The 14,728-nt window shown below is 67.9% G+C and carries 14 protein-coding genes; all 14 read left to right on the top strand.

The genetic code is table 11. The annotated features are described in order from the left end of the window. Window positions 1-60: 60 nt before the first annotated feature. The 14 genes from QA861_RS10110 to QA861_RS10045 all read left to right on the top strand — a co-directional run bounded on the left by QA861_RS10110 (window position 61) and on the right by QA861_RS10045 (window position 14,720). Complete coding sequence (locus tag QA861_RS10110) at window positions 61-1,596, top strand: terminase large subunit domain-containing protein (RefSeq protein ID WP_334587899.1); 1,536 nt, start codon at window positions 61-63, stop codon at window positions 1,594-1,596. Next, window positions 1,593-3,059, top strand: a complete 1,467-nt coding sequence (locus QA861_RS10105; RefSeq protein ID WP_334587897.1) for a phage portal protein — start codon at window positions 1,593-1,595, stop codon at window positions 3,057-3,059. The genes QA861_RS10110 and QA861_RS10105 overlap by 4 nt, the downstream gene beginning before the upstream one ends. Continuing rightward, window positions 3,040-3,855, top strand: coding sequence for a VG15 protein (locus QA861_RS10100; protein ID WP_334587896.1), 816 nt, complete (start codon window positions 3,040-3,042; stop codon window positions 3,853-3,855). Before QA861_RS10105 ends, QA861_RS10100 begins: the two co-directional genes overlap by 20 nt. Before the next feature lie 63 nt (window positions 3,856-3,918). Next, window positions 3,919-4,572 carry a hypothetical protein gene (locus QA861_RS10095; RefSeq protein WP_334587895.1) on the top strand — a complete coding sequence of 218 codons (654 nt, stop codon included), beginning with the start codon at window positions 3,919-3,921 and terminating at the stop codon, window positions 4,570-4,572. Between the two features lie 19 nt (window positions 4,573-4,591). After that, window positions 4,592-5,551 (top strand): phage major capsid protein, encoded by a 960-nt coding sequence (locus QA861_RS10090; protein ID WP_334587894.1) that lies wholly within the window; start codon window positions 4,592-4,594, stop codon window positions 5,549-5,551. Continuing rightward, complete coding sequence (locus tag QA861_RS10085; RefSeq protein WP_334587893.1) at window positions 5,548-6,576, top strand: glycosyltransferase family 4 protein; 1,029 nt, start codon at window positions 5,548-5,550, stop codon at window positions 6,574-6,576. Before QA861_RS10090 ends, QA861_RS10085 begins: the two co-directional genes overlap by 4 nt. A gap of 10 nt (window positions 6,577-6,586) precedes the next feature. Beyond that, complete coding sequence (locus QA861_RS10080) at window positions 6,587-7,000, top strand: hypothetical protein (protein ID WP_334587892.1); 414 nt, start codon at window positions 6,587-6,589, stop codon at window positions 6,998-7,000. A gap of 125 nt (window positions 7,001-7,125) precedes the next feature. Then, window positions 7,126-7,362: a hypothetical protein gene (locus QA861_RS10075; RefSeq protein WP_334587891.1), complete on the top strand. Its 237-nt coding sequence runs from the start codon at window positions 7,126-7,128 to the stop codon at window positions 7,360-7,362. 39 nt (window positions 7,363-7,401) lie between these two features. Next, window positions 7,402-7,710: an HK97 gp10 family phage protein gene (locus QA861_RS10070; RefSeq protein WP_334587890.1), complete on the top strand. Its 309-nt coding sequence runs from the start codon at window positions 7,402-7,404 to the stop codon at window positions 7,708-7,710. Further along, complete coding sequence (locus tag QA861_RS10065) at window positions 7,710-8,111, top strand: phage tail termination protein (protein WP_334587889.1); 402 nt, start codon at window positions 7,710-7,712, stop codon at window positions 8,109-8,111. The genes QA861_RS10070 and QA861_RS10065 overlap by 1 nt, the downstream gene beginning before the upstream one ends. 66 nt (window positions 8,112-8,177) lie before the next feature. Beyond that, window positions 8,178-8,762: a phage tail tube protein gene (locus QA861_RS10060; protein ID WP_334587888.1), complete on the top strand. Its 585-nt coding sequence runs from the start codon at window positions 8,178-8,180 to the stop codon at window positions 8,760-8,762. Window positions 8,763-8,861: 99 nt separating this feature from the next. Then, complete coding sequence (locus QA861_RS10055) at window positions 8,862-9,293, top strand: hypothetical protein (RefSeq protein ID WP_334587887.1); 432 nt, start codon at window positions 8,862-8,864, stop codon at window positions 9,291-9,293. A gap of 65 nt (window positions 9,294-9,358) precedes the next feature. Continuing rightward, window positions 9,359-9,715 carry a hypothetical protein gene (locus QA861_RS10050; RefSeq protein ID WP_334587886.1) on the top strand — a complete coding sequence of 119 codons (357 nt, stop codon included), beginning with the start codon at window positions 9,359-9,361 and terminating at the stop codon, window positions 9,713-9,715. A gap of 22 nt (window positions 9,716-9,737) precedes the next feature. Beyond that, window positions 9,738-14,720, top strand: a complete 4,983-nt coding sequence (locus tag QA861_RS10045; RefSeq protein ID WP_334587885.1) for a hypothetical protein — start codon at window positions 9,738-9,740, stop codon at window positions 14,718-14,720. Window positions 14,721-14,728: the final 8 nt, after the last annotated feature.

Below are 14,728 nucleotides of genomic sequence, written 5' to 3'. Positions count from 1 at the left end.
GCCGGGAAGGCGTGGCAGTACACGCCTGAGCAGGCCCGGCTGACGCTGTGGTGGTACGCGATGGATCCGGCGACGAATCGGTTCCTGTGGCGTGACGGCGTGATCCAGAGGCTGAAGGGTCACGGCAAGGACCCGCTTAAGGCGACGTGGGCCGGCTTCGAGTTCGTTGGCCCATGCCGGTTCGATGAAGTCGCAGACGAAGGCAACGAGTGGGGTGTCCCGCCCGGCCAGCCGCTCGGGATGCAGCACCCGGCAGCGTGGGTGCAGATCGCTGCGGTGTCGCAGGATCAGACGCGGAACACGATGACGTTGTTCCCGTCGATCCTGTCGAAGCGGGCGATCGACGAGTACCGCATCGACCTCGGCAAGGAGATCATCTACGCCGATAAAGGGCGGGCTCGGATCGAGGCCGTGACCTCGTCGCCGCGCGCCCTTGAGGGCGGACGTCCGACATTCACGTCGATGGGCGAGACCCACCACTGGCTGGAGTCGAACTCGGGGCACGAGATGGCTGCGGTCATCGAGCGCAACGCGACAAAGTCGGCGGACGGGCAGTCCCGCACGCTGGCAGACACGAACGCCTTCGAGCCCGGCGAGGACTCGGTCGCCGAGCGAACCCGGGACGCCTACGAGGCGATCGAGGCCGGCAGGGCGGTCGAAACCGGCCTGTTCTACGACTCCTTGGAGGCTCCGCCCGAGGCGAAGCTCACCGAGGCATGGATCGTTCCGACGCTGAAGGCGGTCCGCGGAGATTCGACATGGCTGGACATTGAGCGGTTGAAGGCGTCGATCCTCGACGTCCGAAATCCCCCCAGCCGTAGTCGGCGCTTCTGGTACAACCAGATCGCCGCGGCCGAGGATGCGTGGATGGCCCGCTACGAGTGGGATGCCTGCAAGCGGGAGGATCTGGCGCTGGCGGACGGCGACGAGGTCGTCATGTTCTTCGACGGTTCCAAGTCGGACGACGCTACGGGTCTTGCGGCGTGCCGTATGTCGGACGGTCTGGTGTCGACGTTGGGGGTGTGGCAGAGGCCGCCGAACTGGCCTTCGCCGGAGACGCCGGGCTATGTGCCGTGGTCGGTTCCGCGCGAGGACGTCGACGGCGTGGTCGCGAACGCGTTCGGCCGGTTCAAGGTGATGGCGTTCTTCGCTGACCCGGGCTCGGGCCAGGACGAGGACGGCGAAATGTACTGGGACACCTACCTGGACCGCTGGGGGCAGGCACACGGCAAGAAGCTTCTGCTGCGCGCTGTGGCGGCCGGCCCGAAGGCGCACGCTGTCCGTTGGGACATGCGCGATCGGCGGAACCAGGAGACGTTCACGGAGGCGGTGAAGCGCACCCGTGAGGACATCTTGCAGCGGACTCTCGTGCATGACGGGCACAAGGTGATGCGCACCCACGTGATCAACGCCCGCAGGCGAACGAATGCTTGGGGGATCACGATCGGTAAGGAACATCGCGAGTCCGCTCGGAAGATCGACCTCGCTGTCTGCATGATCGGCGCCCGGATGCTGCGGCGCACTGTCCTGAACAGTCCGAAGAACGCCAAGCGCTCCACTGTGCGGGGCAAGGGACGGGTGGTGGTGCTGCGGTGACTGTCTCGATTCCCGAACTGCCGCTGGTGACGCTGTCGGACGACGAGCTCGCGCTGATCGGCCTGCTGCGGGCGGACTTGCTGCGGGACCGCTGGTCTCTGCAGTTGCGGGACTCCTACTTCAACGGCGAGCAGCTGGTGCGGGATCTCGGCATCAGCATTCCGCCGCAGCTGAGGGGCCTGCATACGGTGATCGGCTGGCCCCGGGTCGGTGTCGAAAGCCTGGAGGAGCGCCTCGACTTGGAGGCGTTCCGGTGGGCCGACGGCTCCGACTCGGCGGACCTGGACGAGATCGCCGAGGCCAACGACCTGTTCGACGAGTCGAGTTTGGCTCATCTGGATGCGCTGGTGTACGGGCGGGAGTATCTGGCGGTGGGGTCGGGGGACTGTGGTACGGACGACTGTCCGCCGCTGATCTCGGTTGAGTCGCCGTTGGATATGACGCTGTTGTGGGATGCCCGGCTGCGTATGGGCACGGCGGCTCTGCGGGAGTGTCGGGCGGACACGTATGTCGAGTCGGGTCCCGAGGAGCGGATGCTGGTCCTGTATCTGCCGGATCAGACGATCACCTGTCTGCCGTCGTCGAGTGGCGGCTGGGAGGTCATCGACCGGGACATGCACCAGCTGGGTGTGGTGCCGGTGGTGCGGTTGGCGAACCGGCAGCGGACCGCGGACCGGGTCGGCAAGTCGGAGATCACGCCCGAGGTCATGTCCATCACGGATGCGGCTTGTCGGCGCCTGATGGGCATGGAGGTGGCGGCGGAGTTCTTCGGTGCCCCGCAGCGCTACATCCTCGGCGCGTCGGAGTCGGCGTTTCAGGACGCGGACGGTACGGCGAAGTCGGCGTGGGAGACGTACATCGGGCGCGTCCTCGCGCTGGAGCGGGACGAAGACGGCAACGTCCCTGCGGTGGGCCAGTTCGCGGCTCACGACCCGACGGCGATGACGCGGATCATCGACCTGTACGCCCGGATCATGTCGTCGCAGTTCGGCCTGCCGCCGCACATGCTCGGCTACACCACCGACAACCCGGCGAGCGCGGATGCCATCCGGTCGACCGAGGCGAAGCTGGTGAAACGCAGCGAGCGGCGTATCCGCAGGTTCGGACACGCCTGGCAGGAGGCGATGCGCCTCGCTCTGTGGGTTCGGGATGGCGAGCCGCCGGAGAAGGCGCGCCGTATCGAGACGGTGTGGCGGAATCCTGCGACACCGACGGTGGCCGCGCAGGCGGACGCCACGGTGAAGCTCGTCCAGGCCGGGATTCTCCCCGCGGACAGCGATGTGACGCTGGAGATGGCCGGGCTGACGGAAGGCCAGCGGCAGCGGGTGGCAGCCGATCGGCGCCGCAGTGCAGGCCGGGCTGACGGAAGTGCACTGATGGACAGGCTTGCCGCACTCGACTCCGGCAGTAACGGACGCAGCCCGGTTCCGGCGGGGGCTGGCCTTGGCATCGACAACCTCTGACGGGTCCGCTTCGTCCGGCAGGTGGCGTGCCGCCCAGCGCGGCCTCACCAGACTGCTCCTGCGTGATCTGGCGACGCTTCGACGGCTCATCAACCCGGACCAGTTGCAGGCCACGGTGCCGCTGTGGATCGACGCGGTAACGCAGGTCGTGGCCCGCTACTCGGACACGTCCGACATGCTGGCCGCCGACTTCTACGACGGGGAGCGGGACGCGGCTGGTGTGCTGGGTTCATTCACGGTGCCGCGGGCCGATCCGCCACCGGATGAGCAGGTCGATGCATCGCTGCGCTGGGCCACGAAGGATCTGTGGCCTCGCGACGAGGCGGACGCGACGGTCACCCAGCTGGAGCCGCTCGATGTCCGCCTGTCGGCAGCGATGGTCAAGGCGGATGGGGTGACGCAGAAGCTGGTCGCCGACAGCGGCCGGGAGACAGTGCGGCAAGCGGTGAAGCGCGATCGGGAAGCGGTCGCCTACGCGCGGGCCGCTGCGCTCGGTGCCTGCTCCTTCTGCAAGCTCATGGCCTCGCGCGGTTCTATTTATAAGACCGCCGGGTCGGCGGGCCGGGATGCGAACGACCAGTTCTCCGGCGACGCATCGGTGGTCAAATTCCACAATTCTTGCCACTGCGCGATAGTGCCCGTCTTTAGAGGGCAGCGGTTCGAACTGTCGCCACAGGCGGCGGAGTGGGATCGCATCTACCGCGAGTATGCCCAAGGCCATCCGGGAGACCAGCTCCGCCTGTTCCGGCAGGCACTGGCTGAGCATGACTCGAATCCGCTCCCCGGATCCAACTGATCAACGAGGTCGCCCTGGTGGCGGCCTTTCTCATTTCCACAGCCCCTGGAGGGCCGATTCGTCATGCCCGAAGAGAACGAGCAGACCAGCGAGCAGCAGGAGGCCGGCACCGAGGAGACCGTCGAGGAGACGGCGACCGAGGGGCAGGACGGCACCGAGGCCACGGAAGACGCCCAGGAGGCGGACACCGGAGCCGAGGAGAAGCCGTTCGACCGGAAGCAGGCCGAAGCGAAGATCCGGAAGGCGAACTCGGAGGCTGCAAACCTCCGCAAGCGCCTGAAGGAGCTGGAGCCGAAGGCTGCGGAACTGCAGGCCATCAAGGACTCCGAGAAGTCGGAGTCCGAACGCCTCAACGATCAACTGGAGCGGGCCAACGCGCAGATCGCGGCGACGCGGGAGCGCCTGGTGAAGGCTCGCGTCCAGGCGATCGCCGGGTCTTCGGCGGACGACCGGGCGGCCTTCGCCGACCCGGAGGACGCGGTTGGCGCGCTGGATCTCAACTCGTACATCGACGGCGACGGCGACATCGACGAGGCGGCCATCGAGGTCGACCTTCAGGCGCTTTTGGAGCGCAAGCCGCACTGGGCGAAGGCTCAGCCCCTGGAGGGCCCGCGGCGTCCTGCACCGGATCGCACTCAGGCGTCCGGCGCCAACAAGACACGCCCTCTCACCCCGGCTGATGAGTTCGCCGGGTTCCTTCAGGCGCGGCTGAAGTAGCCGCTGAAAGCAGGCAATCATGGTGGCCACGGCCCCGCTCAAGCTCTCCGATGTGAATGCGGCACTCCTGCCGCGCACCATCACCGCCCCCATCTTCGAGAAGTCTGTCGAGCAGTCCGCGGTGATGGCGCTGGCCCGGCCGGCGCCGCTGGCGATCGACGCGACGACGTCAGTGCCGATCCCGATGGACGTTCCGGTCGCGGACTGGGTCGGGCAGGCGGCGAAGAAGCCCCTGTCGACGTCTTCGGTCGGCATCAAGCAGATGACGGCGAAGAAGCTCGCCGTGCTCATCCCGGTCGCCGAAGAGGTCGCGATGACCAACGCGGGCGGCCTGTACGAGCAGCTGCAGCGCGACCTGCCGACAGCGTTCGCCCGCGCCTTCGACCACGCGGCGATCCACGGCCTCACCATGAAGGGCGCGGCCGGCCCGTTCGACGACTACCTGGCGGAGACCACCAACTCGGTGGCGCTCGGTACGGCGTCGCAGGGCACGGGCGGCGTGTGGGCGGACTTCGTCAACGGCATGGGCCTGGTCATCAACGACGACTGGGACTACACGGGCACGGTCGCCGACCACCGGCTGAAGCCGCGCCTCCTGCTGGCGACGGACACGACGGGCCGGCCGATCCTGGTCGACACGACGGTGCCGGGTACGCAGATGGCGTCGGCGGGCACGCTGATCGGTGAGCCGCTCGCCTACTCGCGGAGCGTGTCGGGCAAGCAGCGCCGGCAGTCCACGTCGTCGGACACTGGCCTGCGCGCGATCGGCGGTGACTGGTCGCAGGCGGCTTACGGCGTCGGCATGGACATCACCGTGCGGATCTCCAAGGAGGCCACCTACGTCGACGAGGACGGCGGCGTCCACTCGGCGTTCCAGGAGAACCTGGTGCTCATCCTCGCGGAGGCGTTCTACGGCTACGTGCAGGGCGACGCGCAGGCTTTCGTCAAGTACACCGGCACGGCGGGCAGTTCTTCGTGACCGAGGCCCGCGACGGCAGCAGGAGCGGCCGAGTGATGCAGGTCGTGGCCCGGCTGCACGCTGCGCCGCCCCGGCACAATGCGGGGGCGGAGTGGATGGCGTGGTCGATGTTCCGGGCTCTTGTCGAGCGCGGGCATGAGGTCACGGTGTGGCTGTCGCGCTACGGCGAGGACCATGAGCCGTATGACCTGGACGGCGTGAAGGTGGTGCCGCTGGAGTCGCGGCTCGACTTCGCGTCGGCGGTCCGCCGGGCGGGCGTTCTCGTGTCGCATCTGGAAAATGTGCCGCCGACCGCTGCTCTGGCCCGCGGGTACGGGAAGCCGTTCGTGGCGATCTGCCACAACACGTTCCTGCCCACGTTCCGGGACATGGCGTCGGGCGGCACGTCGCTGGCGGTCTTCAACTCGCAGTGGATGGCCCGTGAGGCGGAACTCCACTTCGTGGACCATCCGAAGAGCATCCGCCCGGGCGCGTCGATCGTGGTGCGCCCGCCGGTGTTCGCCGCCGAGTATGCGACGAAGCCCGGCGACCGGGTGACGCTGGTCAACACCAACCCGGACAAGGGCGGTCTGCTGTTCCACAAGCTGGCCAAGCGCATGCCCGACGTCAAGTTCATGGCGGTGAAGGGATCCTACGGCGAGCAGACCGACTACTCGGATCTCCCCAACGTCCTGGAGGTCGAGCACGTCTCCGGGCACGACATGCGGGAGCAGGTGTATGCCCGCACCCGCGTGCTGCTGATGCCGTCCCTGTACGAGTCGTGGGGCCGTGCCGGCTGCGAGGCGCTCGCGAGCGGTATCCCGGTGGTTGCTCATCCGACGCCGGGGCTGTGTGAGTCGCTGACCGAGGGTGGGATCTTCGTGGAACGGGAGGATCTCGACGGATACGAGGCGGTGATCCGCAAGCTCGGGACGGCGTCCGAGTACCGGCTTGCGTCGAAGCGGGCCAAGGCCCGCAGCGCGGAACTCGACCCGACTGCCGAACTGTCCGCCTGGTGCGATGCCGTAGAGGGCCTGGCCGCATAGGGGGTGCGCGGTGCCGTTCATCCCGCCCACGGCCGAAGAGCTCGGTCTTTTCCTCGCCCTGGATGAGATCGACGGGAACCGGGCCGACTTCCTGGTCAACAAGGCGATCTCGCTGTGCCAGACCGTCGTCACACCGCTGCCTGAAGGTGCGGATGCGGTGGTTCTGTCGGTGGCGGGACGCGCCTATGTGAATCCGCAGCAGGTGGCTTACGAGACGATCGGCCCCATGTCGGTGCAGCGCCCGACCGGTTCGGGCGGCCTGTATCTGACGAAGGCCGACAAGTCGGCCCTCAAGTCGCTGGCGGGCCGCGGCGGCGCGTTCACCGTGGACCCGACTCCGGCAACAGCGGATCCGTCACCGACGTGGCCGATCGATGATGCCGGGTTCCCGGACGAGTTCGAGCCCGGGTGGGGGTACCTCTGATGCCCGCCCCCTACCCGTTCGGGGAGACCGTGCGGATCATCCGGACCGGCGCTTCGCCGGGGAAGGATCCGCGCGGCCAGCCTCTTCCCGGCCCGGATCAGTCGTTCGACTTGAAGGGTTGTGCGGTGACCCCGCGGGCTGAGACGCCGCAGGTCGGTGGGAGCCAGCAGCAGGACAGGGACACGGTCATCGTCGGCTGGACCGTGTACGCCCCGGCGGGCCAGCCGTTGCGGACGACTGATCAGGTCATGGTTCGGGGCGTGAAGTGTCAGATCACGGGCGAGCCCGGCGACTGGGGCCGGTCTCCGTTCACCGGTACTCGCGGCCCGATCCAGTTCGCCGCTGACCGGGTTACTGGCTGACTCGCAGATTTCGGAGAGGTGATGGCGGCCCGGTTCAAGATGAAACGTAAGGGTGTCGGGCAGATGCTGCGGATGCCGTCGATGCAGGCGGAGATGCTGCGCCGCGCCGAGGTCATCAAGGGGGTGGCGGAGGTGATCTCCCCGGTCGACCAGAACAGCCCTGATCCCGGCCATTATCAGCGGTCCTGGGGGACGTCCAGTACGTCGCGCGGCGGCCGTCACCGGGACCGGGCTACGGCCACCGTCCGCAACACCGCCTACTACGCACGCTGGGTGGAGTACGGCACCGAGAAGGTGCGCGCTCATCACGTGCTGCTGCGGGCCGCGCAGATCGGCGGGCGGAACTGATGGCGGACGTCGGATCGGTGGATGTCGAGTTGGAGGTCATGGTGTGGCTGCGCGCCCGCCTCGACTCCAGCGTCGCCGTCCGTGACGAACTGGACAACAACCTCCTCAACGAGCTGCCGACCGTGCAGGTGCAGCGCATCCCGGCTGGCGGCGATGACGGGATTCGGCTCGACCGGGCTTTCGTCGACATCGACGTGTATGCGGCGACCCGGCCGGCGGCGATCGCCCTGTCGGCGACGGTCCGCGGCCTGCTCCTGGCCGAGTTGCGGGGCACCGTCACGGACAACGCCGTGTTCTGCCGTATCGGCACGATCACCCCGCCTGCCCAACGCGACTACGAGAACACCGCCCTGCGACGCGTCGGGGCCACCTACGAGATCTACAGTCACCCGGTCTCTTGACCGTTCGGGCCCGCGCCGGTCCTGTGTTCCCGCCCGTGCGCGGGCTCTTCCATGTCTGGAGTCATCATGGTCAACATCACCCGCGCTGCGGATCTGCTGGAGGTCGGCGCGAATGGCGCCGGCTGGGAGGCGCCGCTGGGTACTACCTCGCCGGGGGATCCGGCGGTGCAGCCGCTGTCGCCGTGGCTGCCGCTTGGCGCCGTGAGCGAGGACGGTCTCACTCAGGGCTTCTCGGAGGACTCGCAGTCGTTCACGCCGTGGGGTTTCACGTCGCCGATCCGGACCACGATCACGTCGAGCCTGCGGACGTTCAAGCTGACGGTGTGGGAGACGGGCCGGACGACGGTGCAGTCTCTGCAGTACCGGATTCCGGTGGTGGATCTGGCGCCGGTGTCGGGTCTGACGACGTTCGCGGAGACCGCGTCGCCGACGCCGGATCGTCGGTCGTTCTGGTTCGCGGTCTTCGATGGCGACTTCCAGCGCGGCTTTTTCGTGCCGGAGGGGGAGATCACGGAGCGTTCGGACGTGGCCCACAAGCAGGATTCCGTCGCAGGCTACGAGTGGACGATCACCGCCTACCCGGACGAGTCCGGCAACACCGTCTACCACGCGGACCGGGTCCCGGCGACGGACGCGTACACGGGGTCCTGACCCACTTGAGCTGGTGGGTGGGCCGATATCCGTCGGCGCGGGCCCGGTCCACCCACCTTTGTCTTCTGCCCGCGCCATGACGAGAAGGAGGCCCGCGCCGTGGCCACAACCCCGCGTAAGACCGCAGCCAGCAGCCGCAAGCCCCGCAGTGCGTCCAGGGCGGCCAGCCGCCCGGCAACCCGCGCTGTCGAGCCGGTCGAGGAGTACGACGAGCCGGACGTCACCGAGGCGGAAGCTCAGGAGGACGAGGCTGTCAACAAGCATGTGACGGCCGAATTGTGCGGCGAGGAGCTGCGGATCATCCCTCCGGGGGCGTGGCGGCAGTCGTGGCACCGGCTGCTGAACGCGGGCCAGTTCGACGAGTTCGCCGAACTGGTCTTCCACCCTGACGATCTGGATGTGTATTTCGACATCGATCCGACGAACAGCGAGTTCTCGGATTTCGTGACGGATGCGGCCTCGCAGTCGGGTGAGAGCCTGGGGAAATCGCGTGGACCCGCTCCGTCGTCGAGGCGCACGCGGAGGCGCTAGAAGCGGATCTGGCCCGCTACTACCCGCGTGACGCCGACCAGATCGGCGCGTTTCACCGCGGGGAGTTGTCGTCGCGGCGGCTGCGGGTGCTGATCCAGCATCTGCCGTCGGAGTCCGCGACCTGGACGGCCCTGCGGAACGCAATGACGGCTGAGGAGTTGGCGAAGCAGGCGGAGTCGGGGGAGCCGGAGAAGGGCCGCTGGTCGCAGGAAGAGCAGCTTCTCGCTTCGGCCGTGGATGCGATCCGGCGGGTCGAGTGGGTGCTTCTGTGCGCCAACATCGAGAAGAAGTCTGATCGCCCGGATGCTCCTGAGCCGATGCGTCGGCCTGGCGCGGGCGCCAAGAAGGCGAAGACGAAGGCGCAGTTGACCGAGAAGTCTGCGGACACTCTGCTGAAGCTGCTGCAAGGGGGCGCCACGTAGGGGCGCCGGGAGGAGGCTCCCGGTGCCCGCTATCTCTGTCGGCTCGGTCGAGGTTGATGTCGTCCCCAACACTCAGGGGATCTACAACCGCCTCAGGGGTGCCCTGGTTCCGGCCGCAACGCGCGCCGGACAGGACGCGGGGAACGCGGCTGGTCGGGCGTTCGGTCCGGCCATGACTTCGTCGATCTCGAACTCGATCGGGCAGCGCATCGGCCAGCAGATCGGCCAGCAGATCGCGGCCCGAATCACGGCATCGATCCGAAGCTCTCTGTCGAGCGGGATCACGCAGGGCGGCCAGCAGGCCCGACCTGCGGCGACCCGTCAGGGCGAGGAGACCGGTGGGGCGTTCGCACGGAGCCTTCGGGCGAAGTTGCAGGAAGCGTTCCGCAGCATGCCCAAGCTGGACGTGCGGTTGTCCGACACGGGCATCGACGCGGACCTGGCGCGGCTGCGGGCCCGCATGGAAGCTCTGTCGAACAAGACCGTCGGCATCGACATCGACGCCGAGACGGCCCGCGCGCAGGCTGCGGACATCGAGGAGCGGCTGCGCCGGATCGGGGCGTCTCACCCGAACGTCACGGTGCGCGCCGACACCGCCCGGGCTATCGCGCAACTGCAGGCGCTGCAGGCGCAGATCGACGAGCTCACGGCGGACCCTACCCGGATCCGGATCGAGACTGACGGTGGTCTGGGTGCCCGGTTGCGGGCGGCGGTGCAGCAGGCTGAGGCGTCGCTGCCGAACGTCAACATCGGCGCGGACACCACGCCGGCGCAGGTGGAGATCGCCCGTCTGAGGGCACAGCTTTCGGCGCTGCGGGATGCCCGCATCGGCGTTGATATCGATGCTGGCACCGCGTTGGCCCGCATCACGGAGATTCAGACCCGCCTGGCGAGGTTGTCGTCGCAGGACGCCGATGTCGCGGTCCGTGTGGACGCCGGCGCGGCTTCAGCTCAGTTGGCGGCGTTCCAGGCGCAGGTTAACCGGCTGGATGGTCAGACGGCTCGGGTCGATGTAGACACGTCGGCGGCCCGGTCGGGCATGGGCCTGCTGGTGACGTCGGCGATCGCGTTCGGTCCGGCGATCATCCCGGTCCTGCCGGTGGTCGCTGCCGGATTGGGTGCGATCGCGGCTGCCGGTGTGGCCGCTGCCGTTGGTGTGGGCGCGATCGCGCTGGTGGCGGTGCCTGCGGTCCGTGGCATCAGCAAGGCGCTGACGGCGCAGAAGGCTGCCCAGGATGCGGCGACGAACGCCACCTACCAGGGCGGCCAGGCAGCAGGTCAGGGTGCGTCGAAGGCGCTGCAGATGGCTGGTGCGCAGCAGGCGTTGGCGTCGGCGCAGCGGAATGCGGCCCGGCAGATCGCTGATGCGGAGCGGGGTGTGTCGGATGCTGTCCGGCAGGCCGCGCAGAGCAATGAGCGTGCCGCAGGGCAGGTGAAGTCTGCCCGGCAGGCGCTCGCGGACGCCTACGTGCAGGCTGCGGAGCGGATGCAGCAGGCGAACGCTGAGGTGTCGCGTGCTGAGCGGGATCTCGCGCAGGCGCAGAAGTCGGCACGTCAGGCGCAGCTGGATTTGGTGGCGGCCCGCCGGGAGGCTGCGCAGCAGCTGGAGGATCTCAACAATCGACTGACGGACAGCACGTTGTCGCAGCGGGATGCGGAGATCGCCCTCAAAGAGGCCACGATCGAGCGCGACAAGGTCCTCAAGTCGGCGACGGCGACGGAGCTGGACAAGCAGAAAGCCATCCTCGGGTACGACCAGGCTGTTCAGCGGCTGAAGGAGCAGAAGGCCGAGACGAAGGACTTGGCGGCGGAGACGGCTGCCGCGAACAAGGCGGGCGTCTCGGGCTCGGCCACGGTCAAGTCGGCGCAGGAGCAGCTGGCTGCGGCGCAGCAGGACGTCACCGACAAGACGACGGCGCTGGCCGATGCGCAGCAGAACTCCACGAAGACGCAGATCCAGAACGCTCGGTCGATCACCGACGCGCAGTCGAAGCTCGCGGATGCGCAGAAGAACGTTGCGGAGACGCAGCGGCAGGGCGCGGAGACGATCGCCCGCGCTCAGGAGCGTGTGACGCAGGCTCAGCAGTCGGGCGCGGATTCGATCGCGTCGGCGCAGCGGCAGATCGAGCAGGCATCGCTGTCTGCGGCCGGCGGGGTGGATCAGGCGGCGATTGCGCAGGCCAAGTACCGGGCCGAGTTGGCGAAGCTGACTCCGTCGGCGCGGGGGACGTACAACGCGTTCCTCGATCTGCGGACGGCGTTCACTGCGTGGTCGACGTCGCTGCAGCCCGCGGTGATGCCGATTTTCACTCGGGCCCTGGTCGGCCTGAAGAACAGCCTGCCCGGGTTGACGCCGTTCGTGATGGCTGCTGCGGACGCTATTGGTGGCCTTCAGGATCGGGTGTCGCGTGGCTTCAAGTCGCCGTGGTGGCGGCAGTTCAAAACCGAATTGGCGGGGTCTGTGGGCCCGGCGATCACCGGGCTGGGGATCTCGTTCGGCCGGATCTTCAAGGGTATGGCGGGCGTCATCGACGCCTTCCTGCCTCACATGGGTGACATCTCGGACAGCATGCAGCGGATCACGGGCCGGTTCGCGGACTGGGGCACCAGCCTGAAGGGTTCGCCGGAGTTCGAGAACTTCCTGTCGTACTCGGCGAAGCACGCCCCTCTCCTCGGGGACGCGTTCGGGAAGATCGGCACCGCGCTGGTCGACATCGGGCAGGCGTTGGAGCCGGTTTCGGGTCCGCTGCTGCAGCTGATCGGTTCGCTTGCGCAGGGCGTCAGCTCGCTGGCAACGAATGTGCCTGAGCTGGTCATCGGCCTGTATGGCCTGTTCATCGCGACGCGCCTGTGGGCGGGCGTCATGCTGATCGCCAATGTCGCGATGAAGGCGTTCAACCTGATCAGTCTGGCCGGGCCGTGGGGCTGGATCGTTCTGGCGATCGCGGCCGTGGTCCTGGCTGTCATCTACCTGTACCGGCGGTTCAGTTGGTTCCGGGATGGCGTGAAGGCGGTCTGGGCGGCTATCCAGACGGCCGCAATGTGGGCGTGGAACAACGTTCTGAAGCCTGTGTTCACTGGCATTTGGACGGCCTTGCAGGCGGTCGGCAGGTGGGCGTCGTGGCTGTGGACGACCATCCTCAGCCCGGTGTTCGGGTTCATCGCGACCGCCGCGAAGATCCTGCTGACGGCCGTTGTGGTCCTTGCGATCCTCCCGATTATCGCGGCCGTCAAGATCCTTGGCGCGATCGGCATGTGGCTGTGGGAGCACGCCCTGAAGCCTGCCTTCGAGGCGATCGGGGCTCTCGCGAAGTGGCTGTGGACTGACGTTTTCAGCCCCACGTTCTCGCTGATCGGCATCAAGGCCAGGTCGCTGTGGACGAACTGGATCCGCCCCGCGTGGCTGCTGATCCAGTTCGGCGCCCGGGCGATGTGGGAGAACTATCTCCGGCCCGTGTTCCAGGCGATCGGGGAAGGCTTCAGGACGGTCGGCAAGTGGGCGACGTGGTTCTATAGGAGCGCCATCAAACCTGCCTGGGACGGCATTGTCGCCGCAGGCAAGTGGGCCTACGAGCACGGCATCAAGCCCATCTTCGACCGGTTCAAGGACATCGTCCACAGCCTGAAGAGCTCCTTCGACACGGCTGTGGCGGCGATCAAAATCGCCTGGGACCGGATCAAGGGCATCGCCAAGGCGCCCGTCCAGTACGTGGTGGACGTCGTCTACAACAACGGGGTCCGGGGCGTCTGGAACAAGGTGGCGTCCGCGTTCGGGGCGCCGTCGCTACCGAGGTTCAAGTTCGCCGACGGTGGCGTCATGCCTGGCTACACGCCGGGTAAGGACGTCCACAAGTTCGTGTCGCCGACCGGCGGCAGGCTGGACCTGTCGGGCGGCGAGGCCATCATGCGGCCCGAGTTCACGCGGGGCGCCGGCGCGAGCTTCGTCGGCTACTTCAACCGGCTGGCGAAGTCGCAGGGCGCGCAGGGTGTGAAGGCTGCGCTCGCGCCCGTGCTGGGCGGGAACCCGTCCACGCCGACGGACCGGTCGTTGCGGTACGCCGACGGCGGCATGGTGCAGCGGTTCGCGGATGGTGGGATCTTCGGGTGGATCGGCAGTGCGGCGAACAAGGTCGCGGGTGCCGGTTCAGCGGTCTGGAACAAGATCAAGGACGGTGCCGACTGGCTGAAGGACACCCTCGAAGCATCCGCGCGGGCCGGGGTGAAGAACATCGTCGACCCGCTGCTGAAGTCGTTCCCGGGCATGGGTACCGGGTTCGGGAAGATGATCCGAAAGGTCCCGGACCGGATCATCAACTCGCTGTTCGGCTACGGCAAGGACGCCGACAAGAAGGGCGCCGGAGGCGTCGGCGGGCCGCGCATCCAGGCCGCCCTGTCCTGGGCGAAAACACAGAACGGGCTGCCCTATCAGTGGGGCGGCAACGGGAATCCCAGTTGGGACTGTTCGGGTTTGGTGTCGGCTGCCGAGTCCGTGATCCGCGGGCAAAAGCCGCACCGTCGTTGGGCGACCGGGGCGTTCTCCGGGAGGACGGCGCCGCCCGGATGGGTGTACCACGGCAACAGCCCGTTCAGGGTCGGCATCACGAATGCGGGCGTTGGCCACACCGCCGGAACCCTCGGGAAAACGAACATCGAGTCGAGGGGAGGTGACGGCGTCGTCATCGGGCCCAGGGCCCGCGGCTACAACGACAAGCTGTTCCCCTCGTGGTACGGCTTCCAGCCCGGGAAGTACGACTCCGGCGGCTACCTCCAGCCGGGGCTGAACTTGGCATACAACGGCACGGGCAGGCCGGAGCCCGTCTTCACCACGACGCAGGCCAACGCCCTGACGTCGACGGCGTCGCGGGGCGCCACGGCGGGTCCCGCCTCGTTCGAGGGGAACCTCTACCTCGACACCGGCGAGTTCCTCGGCGTTGTCCGCGGCGAGGCAGAGCAGGTCGTCCACTCCAACAACCAGGCGCTCGTCTCGGTACTCAACGCGACTTGAGGAGGCTC

The organism is Streptomyces sp. B21-083 (assembly GCF_036898825.1).
Lineage (GTDB): Bacteria > Actinomycetota > Actinomycetes > Streptomycetales > Streptomycetaceae > Streptomyces.
Note: the sequence above shows the minus strand (reverse complement) of the source record. Positions and strands in the feature narration are given on the sequence as shown.

What these genes read in the sequence shown, in the direction of transcription:
- QA861_RS10060 (WP_334587888.1), top strand. Translation starts at nt 8,178, where the DNA reads ATGGTCAACATCACCCGCGCTGCGGATCTGCTGGAGGTCGGCGCGAAT.
- QA861_RS10090 (WP_334587894.1), top strand. Translation starts at nt 4,592, where the DNA reads ATGGTGGCCACGGCCCCGCTCAAGCTCTCCGATGTGAATGCGGCACTC.
- QA861_RS10095 (WP_334587895.1), top strand. Translation starts at nt 3,919, where the DNA reads ATGCCCGAAGAGAACGAGCAGACCAGCGAGCAGCAGGAGGCCGGCACC.
- QA861_RS10070 (WP_334587890.1), top strand. Translation starts at nt 7,402, where the DNA reads ATGAAACGTAAGGGTGTCGGGCAGATGCTGCGGATGCCGTCGATGCAG.
- QA861_RS10065 (WP_334587889.1), top strand. Translation starts at nt 7,710, where the DNA reads ATGGCGGACGTCGGATCGGTGGATGTCGAGTTGGAGGTCATGGTGTGG.
- QA861_RS10110 (WP_334587899.1), top strand. Translation starts at nt 61, where the DNA reads ATGGATCCGGCGACGAATCGGTTCCTGTGGCGTGACGGCGTGATCCAG.